The sequence below is a fragment of the Pseudomonas sp. P5_A12 genome (assembly GCF_056400685.1).
In genome coordinates, this window is record NZ_JBFUKU010000026.1 from 1 (window position 1) to 20,295 (window position 20,295).

Genomic DNA, 20,295 nt, shown 5'->3' on the forward strand with positions numbered 1-20,295 from the left:
CCCCTTGTACCGACTGCATCTGCTGGAGAGTGCCGACCGGGTATTGGTGGTCGAAGGCGAGAAAGCCTGTGATGCGGCCCGCACACTGGTTCCGGACCTGCTGTGCATGACATGGGCCGGGGGCTGCGGTGCCGTCAAGCAGACCGACTGGACCCCGCTAGCAAGCAAGGAGGTGTGGTTGTGGCCTGACTGCGACTCGCAGCGTTACAAAGATTTCGACCCCCGTGCAGGCGAGTATCTTCCGTACTACGAGCAACCGGGCGCCAAGGCCATGGCCAAAATCGCCGATATCTTGCGGGGGCTGGGCTGCACCGTACATCTGGTGAAGGTCCCAGAACCCGGCAGTGACTGGTGTGACGGCTTCGACTTGGCGGACGCGCTGGCCAATGGCTGGAGCACGCAGGACGTCATTACGTACATGGATGAGAACAGCGCCGCCCCGGACGACCCAACTGCTGACGTGCAGATAGCCTCTGTGTCGGAGGACGAGCCACCGTCCTGGATGGATGACCTGCCGCCCGAGGATGAGGGGCAGATCCATACCCGATTAGTCGACGTTACGGACGACTACATGCCGCCAGCGCTGGCCGATATTACGTCGCCTAGGCAGCGCAAGTCGGGCAAAAAAAAATCGCCACCGACGGACTATCCGCCCTTTACCGTCAAGGGTGCGGCGCCTAGCAAACCGGCGTTTATCTCGGCGGTCAACATGAACCAGAAGTATTTGGCCGCGTGGTTTGAGTGGAGGTGGTTTGAGGTTCTGCGCTACTGCAATACCAACAAAACATGGTTCGAATACCGTGATGGCCATTGGTACAAGGATCAAAAAGGGCACGTCCTGCTTCAGTCGAAAATGGTCTGCGACACCTACGCCCTCAACAGACCGCCCTTCATGAACCGCAAAACTTATTGTGACGTGGAGCAGATCGCCCGCACGCTGGAAAACTTTTCCGTCACCGCCGACATATGGGACAGCAACCCGCTGCTACTAGGTACGCCTGACTCCACGGTGGATATGGACACTGGCGAGACCTACGCCCCACGAAGCGAGGATTACATCACCAAATCTACCGCCATCAGTCCTGCCCCTAAAGGTTCAGTCCCTAGGCTATTTCTGAAATTTCTGCGGGAAGTCACCAACAACGACCCCGAACTAATTCGTTATCTGCAACAGTTCTGCGGCTACTGCCTGACCGGGATGACCGACAAACACAAGTTCTTTTTCATTTACGGTCCAGGTGGCAACGGCAAGTCAGTGTTCCTCAATATCCTGCAATGGATTCTTGGGGACTACGCGACAGTTGCGGCACCGGGAACGTTCATCGCCACCCAATACCAAAAGCACACAACTGATCTGGCCATGTTAAAGGGTTCCCGTCTGGCGACCACGAGCGAGACGGGTGAAGGGCAGAAGTGGGACGAAGACCGGGTGAAACGGGTAACTGGGGGGGAACTGATGACCGCTCGATTCCTGTACGGCCAAAACTTCACCTACTTCCCGCAATTCAAGCTGGCGTTCATCAGTAATAACAAACCAAATCTCTCCAACGTCGACGCGGCGATACGGCGCCGGATCTACATCATTCCGTTTCTGTACACGCCGGCCACGCCCGATGAAGGACTGGAAAGGAAACTGCGCGATGAAGGTTCAGAGATTCTGCGCTGGATGCTTGATGGATGGTTTGACCTGAAAGCTAACGGGTTCTTGATCCCGCAAGTAGTGGCCGACGCGACAGCGGAATATTTTGACGAACAGGACGTCATTGCTGAATGGGCAGGCGAATATTCCGAGCTTGGGCCGATATCTGGGGCAACCCCTTTTTTGGAGACCAAAAAGAAGCTGTATGCCAGTTATGTGAGAAATTGCGCGGAGGTGGGTGAGCCCCCCAAAAAACAAACAGCCTTCACACAAGCGCTGATCCGAATGGGTTGCGAGAACGCTTGGGTGGATGGTGTTAGAGGTCTTAAAGGGATACGCCTCAAAAGCCCCGGCACCGCACCCGACCGACGCGAGCAGCCGGATAACGGATCCGATTACGCCCATAAGGACGACTAACATATTCGTGCAGGTGATTCAGAGCCCGGCCTTTTGCGTCGGGCTTTTTTATGAACCGCCTGCGAGAACCACACTTTTTGCTCTTACCACGCTTTTACCACGCTTTTTTAAAAAAGTGGGGTTGGCTGGAAGCCACGTGTTTTGTGGCCTGCAGGCTTTACACCACACCCACCACACTTTTTCCGTATTAAACAACTTAATACATGTGAATTAAATATAATTACTGCTAATGGGCATAATAAAAAATCTACATATAGGGTAACAATACCCAGGAAAGTGTAGAAACGTGGTAGAACTTATTTTTTAATCCCCCATACGACCCTCTAAAAACCTATATAACCCACACTCTAAAAACGAAGTGTGGTAAATCGAGGCAGCGACCCAGGTCTCGCGCTGACACCTGTCGCTCGCCCTCGACGAAATGTTTACGCGCCGGCAAAGGCAGGTCTCTCGCCCTGAATGCACTGACCCGCGTGCAGGCAGCCCTTGGCTGTAGCGGGGCAAGCTTGGTTGACCGCCGACGCTCATCTGCTGGCATGCTGAAACGAGACTTCATAGATCACCACAACTTGGCCGAGCAGTGTGAAATGCCTCCAGGCTGCGCCGCCCGACTGATCCACAGTCACCCGGAATGGGCGCCGCCACCATCCGCCGCCAGCCATCCGAACCACTCGATGCCCCCGCACCGCTCTAATTTAGCAGCACGTCAATAGTGGGCTACAACCCCGGTATAGGTTCTTCCGTGCAAAATGATTGCACGGGTAATTCGAGGCCCGACTTTCGCCAAGTTCATCGCGTAAAATGAGTGACCACCATGCCTGATCCTCAATCAATGAATCGATCAGCCGTTCGCTTACCTGCCTCGGCTTCGTAGCTGGACAGCACCGGCTGCGATTTCAAATCAACGGGACATACTCCCTTAGCTGTTCGCTAGTTCAATATCTGCCTGCTATGACTGGCCGGTATGGGTTATTGATTCGGTCACGACGGACAGAAAAACGGCCAATTGCTGCCTTTCACGACCGCCCGCTTTGAGGCTAGAGTGCGCCAAACCCCGTTAGCCGCTTCTACTCTGGAACGTTTTGGCCGTGGGCTTGGAGAGGTAACTAGTGAGCAAGGAATATTACCGGGTCGACCAAGGGCAAATGCCAACCGACTATCCCACCCACCGGCATTCGGGCGAGTTCTGGGAGCAACTGGGTCGCACTGTTGCAACTTACGGCTTTCTGGAGCAGGTATTGGGACGGGCCATTTTCGCCCTGACCGCAACGCGCAGGTATACCCAGGACGAGCTCGTGCCAGCTTATAGCAATTGGCTAGGCCAGCTTGAACGGGCGCTGTCAGATCCTCTCGGAGGGCTCATTAATGGGTACGACAATGCCCTGCGCAACTACCATGAACGGCCCGTCAGCAATCTTGAGCAAATGGTAGAGGACTTGCGACAAGTTGCCCAGTTGCGCAACGTGCTATGCCATGGCGCTTGGCAGGTACCGGATGCCAATGGTAAGTCTCTGCCGTTGTTTGTTGATCGAAAGCAGAGGATCTTCGCCACGAGCATCGATGTCGCCTACCTTCAGCAGGTCCGCGCTCATGTGGCCGGCCTCGTCTGTGCGGTTATTAACTCCATCAGCAGCATCGGCTTACAGTTCCCTGGATCAGTCGGCCCGGGCGAGTGCATCCTAAAGCCAAGTTCAACGAGCGAAACTTGAGCCCAATGAGGCCTAATGCTTCTAGGCGCTAGCCGCCTAACAGTTCGTCCACTTTCCATTGTGGGTTCCTGCAGGTAAGATTGCGAGACATCGAATTGCCATCAATCAATTTTTCACTCGACTAAAGGGATATTTATGAGCCTAAGAATCTTATTGGACGACCAGATAAATAAACTTTTTAGTGATAATCCAGAACTACAAACAGTTAACAAAAACCAATTTGAAATAGCGGTAGCTTCCTTCGCGAATTTAAAACACCTTAATGGAATTGAGTTGGATGATCTTGTAGACGGAATTATGGGTGAAGGTGGTGATGAAGGAATTGATCATTGCTACTTATTTTGCAACGGTTCTCTTATATTAGATGAATCACACCCAATAAACAAAGAAAGCCACGTGAAAGTAAAATTCTTCCAGGCGAAGAAAGAAACCGGCTTTTCAAGTGATGGATTTCGCAAGACTAAAGAAGGCATTGAAGAGATCTTCGACCTAGAGATAGATTTGAAAAATCTTACAAAAATAGGTGCCAACTCAGATTTCATAGAAAAAGCAGACCTTATTCGAAAAATCTATAGAGCCTGCGGTCTTGCTAGAGCAAAGTTTAGCTGCGAAGTATTCTATATAACCATCGCGACCGACTTAAACATCCCTCAAAAAATAAAACACCTCGAACATCAGCTAATAAACAACTCTTTAAATATTCCATTTGAAGTCAACTACTTAGGCGCTCAAGAGCTACTAAACTTAACCGAGTCCATCGACGAGCTAATCGAAGTAAATTTCATATCTCAACCACTAGAGATTAAAGAGCGTGATGTAAAAACCAGCGGATACTCAGGCTTTGTCACTGGAAACGAACTAGTCAAATGCTTATTAGATGAAAAGGGGAAATTCAAAAGCCATTTAACAGAGGGTAATGTTAGATTCTTTTTGGGTGAAGACACGTCAATAAACTCATCCATAATAGAAACAGCTGGAAGTAAAATAAAGTCTGACATTTTTTGGGCAATGAATAACGGACTGACGATAATTGGTGACGCTGTGGCACCGTTGGGAAGCAACCAATATTCTGTAACGAATCCGCAAATCGTTAATGGGTGCCAAACCATTCACTGCCTTCACGCCGCATATGAGGAAGCTGGTGAACTTCCAAAGAACCTGAAAGTTTTTGTAAAGATCGTCAACACAAACGACTTAGAAGTTCAAACAGATATTATTAGCGCAACCAATTCACAAAATCCTGTTAAAACTGCCAGCTTAAAGGCAAACGACAACATACAAAGAAACATTGAAAAACACCTTGGAAAGTCAGGAATATATTACGAGCGAAGAGAAAATTATTACAAGCGTCAAGGCCACACGGGAAACAAAGTAATAGGGCTTCTTAAAATGGCCCAAATTATTAATACTGTCGCCAATAAAGAAGCCGTAATTTCTCTCAACGATACTGGCGGACTTTTCTCCTCAGAAGCGAAATACGGTGCACTATTCTGCGATTCGGCAGACTTCGACATATATAAATTTTCCGTCCTGCTGTATCAAAAAGCCTGGTCACTGAAAAACTCAGACTTAAGAACAAACACATATAACGAAGAACATAAGAGCATCGTTTCTAAAGGCGGCCTTCTTTTTCTTCACGTAATGAGTAGCCTTCTGCTATCAGCATCCACTTATGGAAAAGATAACGAAAAGAGTGTGCAAGTATCGACATTAGACATTGGCGCACCAACACGAAAGAATGAATTCGTAAAAAGAAAAGAAAGCGCATTTAAACTTCTGGAGAATGACGGTTGGATCAAGACCTGCTACGAGAAATCTCGCGGCATAATATTTGAAGCAATCGAAAAATACTCAACGGCAACGGGCAAAGAATATGGTTCCGTATTCAAATATCGCCCCTTTGACCGAGAATTTTTAAAGCCAACCATTTCTGAACACTTGAATCGAACTGTCGGAAGCGCGTAACTTTCAAGCAAGCCCCCTTGTAAATAATGACAGGGGGGCTACTCATTCCTGTGCTTTTAAAACAATACTAGCAATATCTGTTGAACTAGGCGTTGGCCTTGGGACGTGCGTATGGGCAGACAGTCGGGTATTCAACTATCGCAGCAGCCGCAGAAGTAGATCTATTGTCCGGAGCGGGTGGAAGCCATTCTGGCCCCCGATTGCATCAGATTTGAACAGAACGATTTGTGACGATGATCGGCAGAGAACGGCCAGAAGCTGACATTCGATTTTATTGAAACCTCAGACCTTTGGTGAAAACACCAGATCTCGAAGTGGTTCCGCGGCCAGTTTGAACGATCACTTTTGGATTTAGCCTGTTACAACAGGCAGAACAAGGCAGCCTCTAGAGCTTATTGGATAAAAGCGAGGCCCGGGCCGCTCACGCGCTTTTTAGTGCTCCTGATCAGGATTTTCGACGGCCACGATGCTCCTGGCGATAGGCATTCCTCCGTCTCTAATAGTTCCGGCCCAGCAGGCAAAACTGCGCGAAGCGAGAAGATTCATTAGCTTAGTCCATGGTCCCGCTCGTCGTCCCAATATGCTAAGAAACTGTCCCGCCGTGCTCATAGCCTCGTGCCAGAGATACCTACTATAGGACCAGTACCCTCTGCCATCAGCGGGGGCCTGTTACCTATACCGGATGCACATCTTGCGCATCGCCGTACAAGCACGGATTGGAGACAACAATGACAAAAATCGCCGACATCCCAAACACCCCTTCTCCAGCATCGCCCTCGGCACCGGCCATCATCCGGTCGTCGGTGCGACAGCATTCGATCAAGATAGAGCTTTGCACACCCGCCATCGGCGCAGAGCTCAGCAACGTCAACCTTGTCGACGCTGCCCAGGACCCCGAACTGATCGCGGAAATCAGGGCCCTGTGGCTCAAGCACAAAGTGTTGTTCTTTCGCGACCAGGACATCACTCCAATGGAGCAACAGCACTTCGCCGCGCAATTCAGTGAACTGGAAGCCCATCCCCTGGCGCCGAGCCATCCGGAGGCGGACAAGCTGCTGATGCTGTACCGCAATCTCGATCCGAGCAAGCCCAAGAGCTATGTGGAAAAGGCTAGTCGCGAAAACCTCTGGCATGCCGATGTCACCTACAAGCAGGCGCCGCCCCGCGGCGCGGTATTGCGCTGCGAACTGGGTCCGGAGACCGGCGGCGATACGCTGTTTTCCAACATGGTGATGGCCTACGAAAAGCTGCCCGAAAGCATCAAGCAACGAATCGATGGCTTGTATGCCAAGCACGGTGCCGAGCAGACCTTTGGCGCCCAGTTGCCACGCGAAGAACGTCACGCGATGGCCCTGAAGACCCCCGGCGCCGAGCATCCGGTGGTGCTTGTGCATCCCGAGACAGGCGAGAAGGTGCTGTTCGTCAATTCCGCATTCACCACCCATTTCTCGAACTTCTTCAACTTCGAGGACATCCGCTACGGCCAGGACTTTATGCCCGAGGCTCATCACCTGATGAACTACCTGATCTCCCAGGCCGCCATCCCGGAATACCAGGTTCGCCTGAAGTGGCGAGCCAACACCGTTGCCATGTGGGACAACCTGCAAGTCCAGCACTACGCCGTGGCTGACTACGGCAACGCGCCACGGAAGATGCTGCGCGCAACCTTGGCGGGAACCCCGCTGACCTGACCCTGACTGCCAGACAGACAGCCCGGGCACCCGACCATCCGTGATGGTCGGACGATCCCGGCCGCCGAAAAATTCCCGATCAAAACAACAATCAACGGAGATACCTATGCTCTACGAACACGTCGACACCGCCGTCATCGATGGCGAATCCCTGCCCTGGATTCCGTTTACCCCGTATGCGGACAACGTGCTGCTCAAATACTTCAAGCTCGACCCGATTCGTGGCGAATGGATCGTCATGATGAAGGCGCCGATCGACATGCAGCTGCCCAAGCACCACCACACGGGCACGGTGATGGTCTACACCTTCGAAGGCCAGTGGAAGTACAAGGAGCACGACTGGGTCGCCGGCCCGGGCAGCATCGTCTACGAGACGGCCGGGTCGACTCACACCCCGGAAGTCGTCAGCACCGGCAATGGCGACGGCTATGTGCTGACCCTGGTCCAGGTCAATGGCGACCTTGCGTTTGTCGATGACAACGACAACATCGTCGCGCTGGAAAACTGGAAGTCCGGGCTCAAGCGTTATCTCGCCTACTGCGAGCTGCATGACATCCAGCCGAAAGATCTCACGGCATTCAACTGATCCGGTTCCAGCAACGCTCCCGGCACGCCCCGATTCACGGGGCCGCCGGGACGGTTACCTGATCACCAACATCCAGGGGAGGAAAACAGGCTGTCCCGGTTCGCGGTCTTGACGTGGAATCCGACAGAGAGCCCTGGCTGCCTGTCCGCTCCCCGATCACAGACTTTTGAACGGAGCGATGCCATGCATGGCTTGATGATGCACAAGCAGCTGTTGATTTCCTCACTGATAGAACACGCCGACCGCCATCATGGCGATACGCAGATCGTATCGCGCAGGGTGGAGGGCGATATCCATCGCTACACCTTCCGTGACTGCCACCGTCGCGCGCGCCAGCTGGCCAGCGCCCTGACGGGCCTGGGCGTGCAGCCGGCCGACCGCATCGGTACGCTGGCGTGGAACGGCTACCGTCACCTGGAGTTGTACTACGGCATTGGCGGCATGGGTGCCATCGTGCACACCATCAACCCGCGCCTGCATGAAGACCAAGTGGCCTACATCGCCAATCATGCCGAAGATCAGTACCTCTTTTTCGACCTGACCTTCCTGCCGCTGATCAAACTCATCGCTGGCCGCTGCTCCGGGGTCAAGGCGTTCATCGCCATGACCGATCGCGCCCACATGCCGACCGACGCCGGTATCGATAACCTGCTGTGCTATGAAGACCTGCTGCAACAGGGCGCCAGCGACTACGCCTGGCCGGAGCTCGACGAGGATGCGGCCTGTACGCTCTGCTACACCTCAGGCACCACGGGTAACCCTAAAGGCGTGCTTTACAGTCATCGCTCCTCGCTGCTGCACACCTATGCCGCCGCGCTGCCGGATGCTCTGAATTGCTCGGCGCGGGACGTCATCCTGCCGGTGGTGCCGATGTTCCATGTCAACGCCTGGGGGCTGCCGTACATCGCGTGCATGGTCGGGGCCAAGCTGGTATTTCCTGGACCTGCGCTGGACGGCAAATCGCTGTTCGAGCTGCTCGAAGCGGAGCAGGTGACGCTCTCTGCTGGCGTACCCACGGTCTGGCAAGGGCTGCTGGGGCATCTGGAACAAACCGGCGAGTCTTTTTCCAGCATGCAACGCACCATCATTGGCGGCGCAGCCTGTCCCTCGGCCATGCTGCACAAGTTTCAGCAGACCTACGGCGTGGCGGTGTTGCACGTGTGGGGCATGACCGAGTTGAGCCCGATCGGCACCATTGGCACCCTCAAGGCCAGGCACCTTGATATGTCCCCGGCAGAGCGCAACGCCGTGCAGTCCAAACAGGGCAGGGCAGTGTTTGGTGTCGACATGAAGATCGTCGGCGCGGATGGCGTGGAACTGCCTTGGGACGGCGCCACCTCGGGTGACCTGATGGTGCGTGGCCCCTGGGTGGTGCGCGACTATTTCAGAAATGAAGGCGACGGTTCGCCACTGATCGAGCACGCCGGCCAGACCTGGTTCCCCACCGGCGATGTGGCGACCATCGATGGCGATGGCTTCATGCAGATAACTGATCGCAGCAAGGATGTGATCAAGTCGGGCGGCGAGTGGATCGGCTCCATTGACCTTGAGAACATTGCCCTGAGCCATCCCTCGGTCGCCCAGGCGGCCTGCATCGCTGCGAAACACCTGAAGTGGGATGAGCGGCCTTTGTTGATCGTGGTCAGAAAGGCGCAGGCAGCCCTGAGCCGGGAAGATCTGCTGGCCTTTTATGACGGCAAGATTGCCAAGTGGTGGACGCCGGATGATGTGGTCTTCGTCGACACGATTCCACTGGGTGCTACGGGCAAGGTATTGAAGAACCGCCTGCGCGAGCAGTTCGGCGATCATCTGCTGGTCAAGGCGGCCAGCTAGTTCTAAGGGGAAAATCAAGCCCTGTGCAAAGGCAGGGCGGACGTTACGGTAGATACCTACGTTCGCCCTGCCTTTTGTTTTGACGTTATGAAGGGGGTTAGCGTGCCGCTGGCTCAGAGACCATCAACTGCTCGAGAAACTTCAGCAGCAACTCGTTGACCTCAGCCGGACTTTCCTCTGCAGCGCTATGGCCGACACCGGGCAGCAGCACCTTTTTGCGCAGCGCGGGCAGGTAGGCGTCCATCTGCTCGTATTGGCTGCGGATTTCCACCGGCTCCAGGGACGGGTCGGCCGCACCACCGATGAACAGGCTCGGCTGGCTGACCTTGGCGCCGTCGAGAAACGCGGTGATTTCCCAATTGCGGTCGCGGCAGCGGTAGTAGTTGAGGGCACCGGTAAATCCGGTGCGCGTGTACTCGGCGACGTAGTAGTCGAGCGAACGCGGGCTCAGCCAGGACGGGAACGCGCCTTTAGGCTCGGTAAAGGCGTTGAGGATTGGCTCGCCGGCTTCGACAAACAGGCGCCAGCGTTCGGCACCCACGGCGCTGCCGGAGATCGAGTAGAAGACGCTGCTCAGGGTCTTGCGCGGATCCGCGGCCAGCTCGCGATCCGGCTTGTCGAGCTGCTGGAAATACAGGTGGTGGTAGACCCGGCCTTTGGCCATGGCCTGCAGGCCCACGGTTGGCTTGACCTTGCCCCGCGGCGGTACCGGAGTGTTGAGCATCACCAGGCCTCTAAACAGATCCGGGCGCAACATAGCCGCCGCCTGGGCCACCCAGGCGCCCAGGTCGTGGCCGATGATCACCGCAGAGGTTTCGCCCAGGGCCGCCATCAAGCCGACCATGTCGCCGACGGATTGGCTCATGTCATAGGCTTCGATAGTGTCGGGGCGGTCCGATTGCCCGAACCCTCTTTGATCGGGCACGACAACCCGATAGCCGGCCTGGGCCAATGCCACGATCTGGCGCCGCCACATGTACCAGAGGTAGGGGAAGCCGTGCAGCAGGATGACGAGCGGCCCCTGGCCCTCGTCGATGTAGTGCATGCGGATGCCGTTGACGTCGGCAAAGCAGTGGTTGAATGCATCGGGATCGTCGGCATCCACCTGCGCCATTGCGGCGAGCGGCTGACCGATACGCATTGCAGCGTGCGTATCCATTATCTACCTCCATCTTATCAATTGTGGGCCTGAAGGTAGCCCGCGAGGGTGCCCTGCACTGAGCTTGCCGGGACACAATCTTGTGAAATTGGGACAGGACAAGCCCCTGTAGCGCGGCGTCTGCCGCCGCCATCTCCGGCCCGTCCGTCGTGTCCCAATATGCTAAGAAATTATCCCACCATGCCCATGGCGCCTCGCCCGTGCTCCCTAAAATGGGACCGCGCGACCTGCTCTGGGTTACGCCAGGTCAGGGTTGAAGATCGCTGGCGCTATCAGTGCTTCACCAGCGTCGCCTTCCCGCGCAATACACCTTCGATGAAAAAAGCAACGCYGCCATCGGCCGAGGGAGGTCTCCTACACATGCCCATGCTTGTTCGCGCCGCCGTTTTGACCAAATACCTGGAAGTCACCCAGGACCTGGGATTCAACCCGTACGACGTCATGACTGTCGTCGGCCTGAGCAGGGCTCAGTTGCGAGTCCCGGAAAACCGGATACCCATCGATACCGCCGTGCGCCTGCTGGAAGATTCGGCCGTCGCCAGTGGTTGCCAGACCCTCGGCCTGCGCATGGCCGAGTCGCGCCAGCTTTCGGACTTCGGCGTGGTAAGCCTGCTGCTCAGCCAGCAACGCACCCTGCGTGACGCCTTGCAGGTGATGCAGCGCTACCGCCATCTGATGAATGATTCCCTGGGGATCTTTGTTGAAGAAGCCGGCAGGATGGTGATCATTCGTGCCGAGATGGTCACCGAGTCACTGTTGCCCAGTCGCCAGGCCTCAGAGCTGGTCATTGGCGTGCTGTTCGGCCTGTGCTCGACACTGCTCGGCTCGCAGTGGCGCCCCTACAGCGTGAACTTCATGCACCAGCCACCCGACAACCTGCAACGTCATCGGCGTATGTTCGGCTGCAATCTCGAGTTTGGCAGCGAGTTCAACGGCATCGTCTGCTCCGCTGCCAGCCTGGACATGGTTAACGCCAGTGCCGACCCGGCCATGGCGTGTTATGCCCAGGACTACATCGATTCGCTGCAAGGTCATGAAAGCACCTCGTTGCTGTTCGATGTGCGCAAGGCGATCTACCTACTGTTGCCCATGGGCCGCGCCACGATCGAGCAGATCGCGCTGTCGCAGGGCATGAACGTGCGTACCTTCCAACGCCGCCTCCAAGACGACGGCTGTGCCTTCAACGACCTGATCAACGAGGTGCGCCGCGACCTGGCGCTGCGATACCTGGAAAACCCCAACCACTCGTTGAGCCGCATCGCCGACCTGTTCGGCTTCTCCATGGCCAGCTCCTTCACCCGCTGGTTCATTAACCAGTTCGGCATGCCGCCAGCGGCGTGGCGTCGCGCGCAGAAACAAACGGTCGCTCCCTGACAGGGAGCTGTCCCCCAATCCCTTTTAACGCACACAAAAAAACGGCGACTGCTGGTACAGTCGCCGCGGAAACCGGTGCTTGTGACACCGGTAGTGAGCTTCACTGTAACGAGGAGCCAGCCCAGTGAAGCCCTGCCATAAACTTGTGTGAGTTCAGAAGCCCCAGTGCAGTAGCAAGAGCACCAGCACCACGAGAAACACCGTTTCCCCGACCATCAGCAGGATCGGCTTGATCCCCACCGCCGCCAGTTCCTTGAGCCTGGTTTTCATGCCTAGGGCACTGATGGAAATCACCAGGCACCAGCGCGACAGTTCATTGACCCCGCCTTGCACGGCCGGCGTGATCCAGCCGGTGCTGTTGATGCAGGCCAGGATCAGGAAGCCGACGGCGAACCATGGCAGCAGCGGTGGGCGCTTGCCGGTCGGATCGGCGCCCTGCATGCGGGTAATCATGGCGGCGGTGACGATCACCGGCAGCAGCATGGCGACCCGCATCAACTTGACCACAGTGGCGGTATCGCCGGTCTCGGTGGACATGCCGTAGCCGGCGCCGACGACCTGGGCGACATCGTGGATAGTCGCACCGAGGAACACCCCGGCGATCTGCGGCGACAGCGAGAGCCAGTTGGCGATCATCGGATAGACGATCATCGCCAGAGTCGACAATGCCGACACGCCGATCACCGTGAACAGGGTCGCGCGCTCTTTCTGCTGATGGTTAGGCAAGGCCGCGGCCAGCGCCAACGCTGCCGATGCACCACAGATGGCGGTGGCGCCACCGGTGAGCATGCCGAACAAGCGGGAAAAGCCGAGCAACCTGGCGGCGATCACCGAGACGCCTATGGTCACCACTACCAGGATCACCACCAGCGCCATCGGCTTCCAGCCCAGCGCGGCCATTTGCTCCAGAGTGATGCGCATCCCCAGCAGCGCCACGCCTATGCGCAGTACCGTCCGCGAAGTGAACTCGACACCGGCCTTGCACGGACCTTCGTCCGCAAGAAAGTTCAGGGCCATTCCCAGCAACAAGGCGAACAGCATGACCGGCGCACCATAGTGCTCAGACAAAAACGAAGCGGCGGCCGCTACGATCAGGCTGACGATAAAACCCGGTGCCAATTCGCGTGCGCGGCTCTGGACCCGGGTCAAAGCAATGGCGCTCATGACGTGGACTCCTCGCCCTGGCCCGACCCTTGAGAAGGTTGTGCAGATTGCTCTTGCTGACGTTTGCCGACCGGGTAGCAGGGGCAATCGAAAAACACATCAATACGTAAACGACGACTCACAACTTCACCTCTAACGCGGCGCCATGGATGGGGGCCGCAACGCTGTCACCCGTTAAACGGGCAATATCTTTGTGGTAGTGACACTTGGCATAAAAGAACACCGCCGCTGCCGCGAGGCTGACCAGGGGCACGAGTTGAAACGCGGCGTGCAGCCCGATCAGATCGGACACCCGCCCGGTAAGAAACGGCCCCGGGGCTAGGCCCAACAGATTGTTGGCCAGGGTCAGCGTGGCGAACGCGGTGCCGTGCACCGAGTAATGGGTCAGGTTGGCCACCATCGCTCCGGCGGGGCCGGTGGTACCGGTGGCAATCAGCATGCCCAGGCAGATCAACAGCAACTGCACAGGGCCCGCCTGCAACGCGAACGACACCGACAACAACAGGCAGCTGCCCAGGCAGAACGCGATGGCCAGGCTGACCTTGCGTTCCGGCGAATTGCGGCACAGGCGATCACTGAGCATGCCGCACAAAATCATCCCCACACCGCTGCACAGCACGATGAGCGCCGCCATGCCGCCGGCCTTGTCGGTCGGCATGTCGTAGTAGCGGTTGAGGTAGCTGGGAATCCACACCATGACCGTACCGCCCACGAACAACTGCAAACCACTGCCGACATAGGTCGCCACCACCGATCGGCTGGACCACAGGGTGCACAATGGACGCTTGACCTGCGCCATCTTGTTCAACGCCTGCGCAGCACGCTGCGGAGCAATGCGCGCTTCCTTGACGATGAGCGGGTACAGCACCGCCAGGCACAGGCCGAACAGCGCCATGCCGGCGAACGACCAGCGCCAGCCCAGTTTCGCCGCAATGGCGCCGCCCAAGGCCATGCCCAGCACAGCGCCGAACAAACCGCCGGCCATGAACGCGCTGGCCAGGGTGGCGCGCATGTGTTTAGGGAACACCGAAATCACTACCGCGATGCCCACGCTGCCGTAAGCGGCTTCGCCGACGCCGACCATGAAGCGTGCAATAAACATCTGCTGGTAGTCCTGCGCCAGGGCGCAACCCAGTGTGGCCAGGCTCCACAATAGAGCCATCAGCGCCAGGCTCTTTACTCGGCCGAAGCGGTCGGCCATCAACGACAGTGGGAATGTCAGCAGGCCGACCATCAGGGCGACGATGCCACTGAGCAGGCCGAGCTGACCGTCACTCAGTGCCCACTCGCTCTTGAGCAGCGGGAACACCGCGTTGAGCACTTGGCGCGACATGTAATCGGAAATCAACAGGCCGAAGGTCAGTGCAAAGACCATCCAGGCATATTTGCGCGCAACGTTGACGCAGCCACGGTCGTCATCGTCCGCGGCGATTGGGTGAAAGGCCATGCAGCCTCCTCATCGGTTTTATTGTTGTTATCAAGCGGGTGGCCGATACGGCGCTGCCCCCACTATTTTCAGTGACCTGAAGGTAGCTCTGGCGGGGCGTCCTGCACTAAGCTTGGCAGGACACAATCTTGTGAAATTGGGACAGACCAGCATGTACACCCTGACCCGAAGTGCCAGCCTGACCCACTATGAGCAAGTGGCCCGCTCCGTAGGGCTGGACCCGTTTCGCATGCTGCGCCTGGCCAAACTGTCGGCCAGTATCCTGGCCGATCCGAACATCATGATCAGCAGCGATTCGGTCGGATGGCTGCTGGAAGAGTCGGCGCGCCTGTCTGGCCATGAAGCGTTTGGCCTGTTGATGGCGCAATCGCGGCAACTGTCCAACTTCGGCATGCTGGCGCTGCTCATTCGCGAAGAGCCGACACTGCGCTCAGCCTTGCTGTCCTGCGCTCGTTACGCGCGGCTGCATAACGCCGGCGTGGAGATGCGGCTGGAGGATGTCGGGGACCTGGTGCTGTTGCATATGGGCGTGAACATGCAGGGCCAACATGGCGTCTGGCGCCAGGCGATCGAACAGGCGACTGGGATTATCGTGCGCACGTTGAGCAATCTCAGCGGCCAGTCTTTCCGGCCAGTCAGGGTCAGCTTTACCCACGAGCGACCCGCCAGCCTGGAAGTCCATCACCGCGTGCTGGGACCCGCGATCGAGTTTTCCCAGGAGTTCAATGCCATCGTTTGCCGCGCCCGCGATCTCGACGCGGCCATCCCTGCAGCAGACCCGACACTGCATCGCGAAGTGAAGCGATCCCTGGACCTACAGTTGGCCAACCTGCGCGACGAGCCGGCGCAGCGGGTGCGCCAGATGGTCAAGATGCTGTTGCCAGGCGGGCTGTGTTCCGTCGATGGCGTTGCCCAGCACCTCGGCGTGCATCGACGCACGCTGAACCGGCACCTGGCGGCCGAGGAGCAGAGTGTCACCACGATTATCAATGCCGTACGTGCCGAGCTCGCCGAAGAATACTTGGCCAACAGCAAGCGCCGGTTATATGAGGTCGCCGAACTGCTCGGTTTTTCCTCTGCTGGTGATTTTTCCCGCTGGTTTCGCGGCCAGTTTGGCATGACACCCTCGAGTTGGGTCACATGCTACCGGGAAAGCAAGGCGACACCCGGGTCACTCTCCTGAGTAATTGAACGGGGGGACGCACGCGTCCGAGAGCGGGCGGTTACTGTCCCAATACGCCAATAAAATGTCCTGAAATGCACAGGATTGTCCGTGCCTGCCGATTAGGATGGGTGCGCGGACCCGCTGTCGGCTCCTGCCGCAACCACCCGCGGATTCACCTGTGCCACCCCAGAGCAGCCAAAAAACTGGATCAACAATAACAAGCGCCGTCGTCACTCAAGGCATGGCTTTCACCTCCACGCCCACGGCCCGGCCATAGACCAAGTAAATGGAGACGCAATGCGAGTCGAACAACTGACCTGTGCCATCGGCGCGGAACTGCTCGATGTGAACCTGGGCGACGCAGTGCGCGATGACGACCTGTTCAACGAAATTTATGCCGCGCTGCTCAAGCACAAGGTGCTGTTCCTGCGTGACCAGGATCTGGACAAACTGTCCCGTCGCGACCACGAAGCTTTTTCCCGCCGCATGGGGCAACTCGAAACCCACCCAATGCTGCCCAGCCACCCCGAAGCGCCTGGCCTGGTGCAAATCTACAAGACCCCGGAGAACCCGGCGGACCGCTATGAAAATGCCTGGCATTGCGATGCCACCTGGCGTGAATCTCCGCCGATGGGTGCGGTGCTGCGTTGCATCGAATGCCCCCCGGTCGGTGGCGACACCATGTGGGCCAACATGGTGCTGGCCTATGACAAGTTGCCGGCGGACGTGAAACAGGAAATTGACAGCCTGATCGCCAGCCATAGCTTCAACTCCTCCTTCGCCGCCGCCATGCCAAAGGAAAAGCGCCTGGCGATGAAGGCGCACTACCCAGATTCTGAGCATCCGGTCGTGCGCACCCACCCGGAAACCGGCGAGAAGGTGCTGTTCGTCAATGCCTACGCCACACACTTCGTCAATTACCACCGCGATGGCCGTGTCCGTTTCGGCCAGGATTACAACCAGGCCGGCGTTGACCTGCTGAAGTACCTAATCAGCCAGGCCTACAATCCCGAGTACCAGGTGCGCTGGCGTTGGAAGAAAAACAGCGTGGCAATATGGGATAACCGCTGCACCCAGCATTATGCCGTGATGGACTATCCGCCTTGCCATCGCAAGATGGAGCGCGCGGCTATTATCGGAGACACACCCTACTGATCAATTAACCTTTCCATAACCCAGAGACGCAACTGAGCGTCTCTTTTGGGTCGGCAGTTGCCGTTCATAATGGCTAAATATGTTAGGAGCCGCAGCAGCGCAAAGTTAGGACTTCAACCCCGTACCCAGCCTTAAGATACGAAAAGAGAGATCATCTGACCTACGCTTGCAGAAAGTCAGCAGCGAAGTGAACAGTCATGCGGTGCACTATCAGCGAGATCGCCCGCCGCGTTGGCGTATCGAAGGCCGCGATCATTAAGGCTCGCAATGAAGGACGCCTCCCCGAGTCACTGTTCACCCTGAATGAGCGTGGCATCACCTGCATTGCTGATGCACAACTGGCAGAGCAGATGCTCCAGGGGATTATTGGGCAAAGAATCAAGAGTACGTTGCGCATGCCGCGAATGTAATGCGCTATATGGTTGGCTTTAGCTGGGATGTGTAAGGCAGAATGGGGAACCAAGACCGGGACTACTTTTCGTTTTGGGGGCATTTTTGGGGGCATCGCAAGATACCGAACCATTAAACCTCCAATAACAACAAGTAGTTAGGCGAGCAGTTCGGTTCCGTCTCTGGGCACCAAATACCGAAAACCCTGAATCGCAAGATTCAGGGTTTTTTTATGCCTGGGATTTGATGTGGCACTGTTCCAGTCACCCGGGAAGCACCGGACGATGCATCCCCCCACCTCCTCTCGCCACGCCAGCAAGCACCTGCAACACCTTCCGAAGCCGAGCCCCGAGTGGCATCAAGCATTCGTAATCGGCCCTTCTCGCAATCTCTCGGGTTTGTAGGAACGCTCTGTATGCTTTAACGGAAGTGGACGACATACGCTGATCATCGGCTTGGGCAGAATCGTGGGAGGAGCTGCCGCATAACCGGGAGCAGGTACGCAACAGGGATGAAGACAATGACTGACTCCATCAAACAGGATGTCGAAACAGCCGAGCTTTTTACTGAACAGGAATTCAGAATTTTCAGCTTTGATATTCGGCAGTCAATATTGCTTCACAGATTCGCCGAAGAACTGGCCGCCATCGGCGGGCCGCAGGCACCAGGCGCCCAGTCCAAAGCCGCTCTGGCAGCCACCGAATTAAAGTTCTTGTTTTCGAAAGTCCAATGCGAACTGTTGGCGGCCTACTCCAACGGCCTTGTTTGCGTGTTGATTTTTGAAGGGCTGCAAAAAATCACCGATGCCAGCCCTCCAAATGAACTGCCCGACCTGGCATCCCTGGAAAATCGACACGACGTACTTTGCCTGGCCGCCCGAAATCAGATCTTGTTGAAACTGGTGGATAACAGCTCCTTTGCCTATGACATGGACAACGAAGGAAAGCTGGTTCGACTGGTCGCCAACTTCAAAGGTGGCGGACTTACCAAAATCAATGCCGAGCCGGACATCAAAGAACTGAGTTCCCATTCCGGCCTCGCGCTTGGCCCGCATACCGAGGCGCCTTACTGGTGCGCCTGAACGCGAAAGACGGGCACTCGCCCTCTCCGTCCTCGCTCATACTTTCCGCGCTGTGGAACCCGAGCCTGGAACCTACGCGGGTCATTCCGCTGCCTCCCATACTGGAGAAAATCGGCGTCACCCACTGCCTCGCACTGACCACGGGTAACTTCCAATTCACTCGTAGCGACTCTTTTGTCAGTGGCAAAGGGGAAGATGGCCGCAACGTTTCGATTCTGGAGTTTGACGACAAGGTCGGGTTCGCAGCCCGCTTCAACTCGTATCGCTTTTCGGTCAACGACAACGCCTCAAATTTTGTCAAAACGGCCTACGCGGCCCTTTGCCAGGAGGTAAGCGAAGCAACTCCAGTCGAGTACAGGCTGACGCAAGAGTCGGCCATGGTCATCAATAACGTCCGAGCCCTGCACTGTCGCGATGTCATCAAAGACAACCGGCGGGTCCTCGTTCGTATTTTCGGGCTTTCAAAATTTTCTTCCCCTGTCGTTATTTCAGAGGATCCGTTGCTGCTGCAGGGCTGATTTTTTAAGTGTTCAAGCTGCTGAACGACCAGTCATGTGATTGCTGGCCAATAACTATAAAAGAGGGAATGAAATGTCTTGGGATTTAATAGGCATGTTGGCGCTTGTCGCTTTTTTCGCCGTTTTTTTTGATGCGATTGCCGGTGGTGGAGGCTTGATTACCTTGCCTGCATTGTTTCTGGCCGGTGTAGATCCGATCAGTGCAATTGCAACGAACAAGTTCCAGGCCGCTTCGGCAACTGTTTCGGCAACTGTAACCTTTGCTCGCAAAGGAATGATCGAGTGGCGCGAAGGCCGGTTCCTGATGATCTGCGGATTTATTGGCGGTGCCAGTGGTGCCTTGCTGGTCAGCGCTGTTGATAAGCGCTATTTGGAAGTTTGCGTGCCTGTCATGCTGATTCTGGTGGCCATCTATTTTGCTTTCTCCCCCAAGCTGGTCAATGAAGATCGACGCAAGAGAATCGGCATTCTGCTTTTTTCGTTTACCGTGGCGCCGATCCTGGGCTTTTACGACGGTATATTTGGCCCCGGCGTGGGCTCTTTCTTTATTGTCGGGTTTGTACTTCTCTGCGGCTTGGGCATGATGCGGGCCATGAGTTTTACCAAACTTGCCAACGCCTCATGCAACCTGGGTTCTTTGTCGGTCTTCATTACCAAGGGTGTGATTATTTGGCCGATTGCCATAGCCATGGCTATGGCGGCCTTCATCGGCGCTCAATTGGGTGCACGAGCCGCTGTTCGCGTCGGGCCCCGGTTGATCAAACCCATGTTGATCGTGGTCTGCTGCGCCTTGGCTATCAAGCTGCTGAGCGTAGAAAGCAATCCCTTGCGCGTCGCGGTCCTTGAATCTTTGACTTCGCTATGATTGCCGGTGCAGCGCTGACCAGTTCTTGCCTTCAACTTTGATCGCAGCCGACCCGCCCTGCGCAGGGTCGGCGGATCGATCCCGTCTGTGGCACCGAACATCGAAACCCCTGCATCGCAAGATTCAGGGGTTTTTTA

At 56.4% G+C, this 20,295-nt stretch carries 16 protein-coding genes; 13 read left to right on the plus strand and 3 right to left on the minus strand.

Annotated elements, in window-relative coordinates:
- The 6 genes from AC1DSG_RS06150 to AC1DSG_RS06175 all read left to right on the plus strand — a co-directional run.
- The coding region (locus AC1DSG_RS06150) for a phage/plasmid primase, P4 family (RefSeq protein WP_477790071.1) at positions 1 to 2,056 on the plus strand (2,056 nt) is incomplete at its 5' end.
- 1,109 nt (positions 2,057 to 3,165) lie between these two features.
- On the plus strand, positions 3,166 to 3,765 hold the full coding sequence (locus tag AC1DSG_RS06155; protein ID WP_477790072.1) for a hypothetical protein: 600 nt from the start codon (positions 3,166 to 3,168) through the stop codon (positions 3,763 to 3,765).
- 135 nt (positions 3,766 to 3,900) lie between these two features.
- Positions 3,901 to 5,730 (plus strand): AIPR family protein, encoded by a 1,830-nt coding sequence (locus AC1DSG_RS06160; protein WP_477790073.1) that lies wholly within the window; start codon positions 3,901 to 3,903, stop codon positions 5,728 to 5,730.
- A gap of 818 nt (positions 5,731 to 6,548) precedes the next feature.
- On the plus strand, positions 6,549 to 7,421 hold the full coding sequence (locus tag AC1DSG_RS06165; protein WP_477790102.1) for a TauD/TfdA dioxygenase family protein: 873 nt from the start codon (positions 6,549 to 6,551) through the stop codon (positions 7,419 to 7,421).
- Positions 7,422 to 7,527: 106 nt separating this feature from the next.
- Entirely contained in the window at positions 7,528 to 8,007 is a 480-nt protein-coding gene (locus AC1DSG_RS06170; RefSeq protein WP_218482565.1) for a 2,4'-dihydroxyacetophenone dioxygenase family protein, read from the plus strand.
- A gap of 183 nt (positions 8,008 to 8,190) precedes the next feature.
- Positions 8,191 to 9,840 carry a 3-(methylthio)propionyl-CoA ligase gene (locus tag AC1DSG_RS06175; RefSeq protein ID WP_477790074.1) on the plus strand — a complete coding sequence of 550 codons (1,650 nt, stop codon included), beginning with the start codon at positions 8,191 to 8,193 and terminating at the stop codon, positions 9,838 to 9,840.
- A gap of 97 nt (positions 9,841 to 9,937) precedes the next feature.
- Here the strand turns inward: AC1DSG_RS06175 and AC1DSG_RS06180 are convergent, their stop codons facing one another.
- Positions 9,938 to 10,999 carry an alpha/beta fold hydrolase gene (locus AC1DSG_RS06180; protein ID WP_477790075.1) on the minus strand — a complete coding sequence of 354 codons (1,062 nt, stop codon included), beginning with the start codon at positions 10,997 to 10,999 and terminating at the stop codon, positions 9,938 to 9,940.
- A 360-nt stretch (positions 11,000 to 11,359) separates the two neighbouring features.
- On the opposite strand from AC1DSG_RS06180, the gene AC1DSG_RS06185 reads away from it, so the two are divergent.
- Positions 11,360 to 12,373: an AraC family transcriptional regulator gene (locus tag AC1DSG_RS06185; protein WP_477790076.1), complete on the plus strand. Its 1,014-nt coding sequence runs from the start codon at positions 11,360 to 11,362 to the stop codon at positions 12,371 to 12,373.
- Positions 12,374 to 12,526: 153 nt separating this feature from the next.
- On the opposite strand, the gene AC1DSG_RS06190 is transcribed toward AC1DSG_RS06185, so the two are convergent.
- A complete protein-coding gene (locus tag AC1DSG_RS06190) occupies positions 12,527 to 13,537 on the minus strand; it encodes a YeiH family protein (RefSeq protein WP_477790077.1) in 1,011 nt (336 codons plus the stop codon).
- Between the two features lie 118 nt (positions 13,538 to 13,655).
- A complete protein-coding gene (locus tag AC1DSG_RS06195) occupies positions 13,656 to 14,984 on the minus strand; it encodes an MFS transporter (protein ID WP_477790078.1) in 1,329 nt (442 codons plus the stop codon).
- 130 nt (positions 14,985 to 15,114) lie between these two features.
- On the opposite strand from AC1DSG_RS06195, the gene AC1DSG_RS06200 reads away from it, so the two are divergent.
- The 6 genes from AC1DSG_RS06200 (at position 15,115) to AC1DSG_RS06225 (ending at position 20,158) form a co-directional block, all read left to right on the plus strand.
- On the plus strand, positions 15,115 to 16,167 hold the full coding sequence (locus tag AC1DSG_RS06200) for an AraC family transcriptional regulator (RefSeq protein ID WP_477790079.1): 1,053 nt from the start codon (positions 15,115 to 15,117) through the stop codon (positions 16,165 to 16,167).
- Positions 16,168 to 16,446: 279 nt separating this feature from the next.
- A complete protein-coding gene (locus tag AC1DSG_RS06205) occupies positions 16,447 to 17,304 on the plus strand; it encodes a TauD/TfdA dioxygenase family protein (protein ID WP_218482551.1) in 858 nt (285 codons plus the stop codon).
- A 197-nt stretch (positions 17,305 to 17,501) separates the two neighbouring features.
- Complete coding sequence (locus AC1DSG_RS06210) at positions 17,502 to 17,714, plus strand: hypothetical protein (protein WP_477790080.1); 213 nt, start codon at positions 17,502 to 17,504, stop codon at positions 17,712 to 17,714.
- 500 nt (positions 17,715 to 18,214) lie between these two features.
- Positions 18,215 to 18,775 (plus strand): hypothetical protein, encoded by a 561-nt coding sequence (locus tag AC1DSG_RS06215; protein ID WP_477790081.1) that lies wholly within the window; start codon positions 18,215 to 18,217, stop codon positions 18,773 to 18,775.
- Positions 18,766 to 19,293, plus strand: coding sequence for a hypothetical protein (locus AC1DSG_RS06220; protein ID WP_477790082.1), 528 nt, complete (start codon positions 18,766 to 18,768; stop codon positions 19,291 to 19,293). The genes AC1DSG_RS06215 and AC1DSG_RS06220 overlap by 10 nt, the downstream gene beginning before the upstream one ends.
- 73 nt (positions 19,294 to 19,366) lie before the next feature.
- Positions 19,367 to 20,158, plus strand: coding sequence for a TSUP family transporter (locus tag AC1DSG_RS06225; RefSeq protein ID WP_477790083.1), 792 nt, complete (start codon positions 19,367 to 19,369; stop codon positions 20,156 to 20,158).
- Positions 20,159 to 20,295: the final 137 nt, after the last annotated feature.

Excerpts from the sequence above, each read along its gene's own strand:
- AC1DSG_RS06160 (WP_477790073.1), top strand. The coding sequence starts at position 3,901 with ATGAGCCTAAGAATCTTATTGGACGACCAGATAAATAAACTTTTTAGT.
- AC1DSG_RS06170 (WP_218482565.1), top strand. The coding sequence starts at position 7,528 with ATGCTCTACGAACACGTCGACACCGCCGTCATCGATGGCGAATCCCTG.
- AC1DSG_RS06175 (WP_477790074.1), top strand. The coding sequence starts at position 8,191 with ATGCATGGCTTGATGATGCACAAGCAGCTGTTGATTTCCTCACTGATA.
- AC1DSG_RS06180 (WP_477790075.1), bottom strand. The coding sequence starts at position 10,999 with ATGGATACGCACGCTGCAATGCGTATCGGTCAGCCGCTCGCCGCAATG.
- AC1DSG_RS06185 (WP_477790076.1), top strand. The coding sequence starts at position 11,360 with ATGCCCATGCTTGTTCGCGCCGCCGTTTTGACCAAATACCTGGAAGTC.
- AC1DSG_RS06190 (WP_477790077.1), bottom strand. The coding sequence starts at position 13,537 with ATGAGCGCCATTGCTTTGACCCGGGTCCAGAGCCGCGCACGCGAATTG.
- AC1DSG_RS06195 (WP_477790078.1), bottom strand. The coding sequence starts at position 14,984 with ATGGCCTTTCACCCAATCGCCGCGGACGATGACGACCGTGGCTGCGTC.
- AC1DSG_RS06205 (WP_218482551.1), top strand. The coding sequence starts at position 16,447 with ATGCGAGTCGAACAACTGACCTGTGCCATCGGCGCGGAACTGCTCGAT.
- AC1DSG_RS06210 (WP_477790080.1), top strand. The coding sequence starts at position 17,502 with ATGCGGTGCACTATCAGCGAGATCGCCCGCCGCGTTGGCGTATCGAAG.
- AC1DSG_RS06215 (WP_477790081.1), top strand. The coding sequence starts at position 18,215 with ATGACTGACTCCATCAAACAGGATGTCGAAACAGCCGAGCTTTTTACT.
- AC1DSG_RS06225 (WP_477790083.1), top strand. The coding sequence starts at position 19,367 with ATGTCTTGGGATTTAATAGGCATGTTGGCGCTTGTCGCTTTTTTCGCC.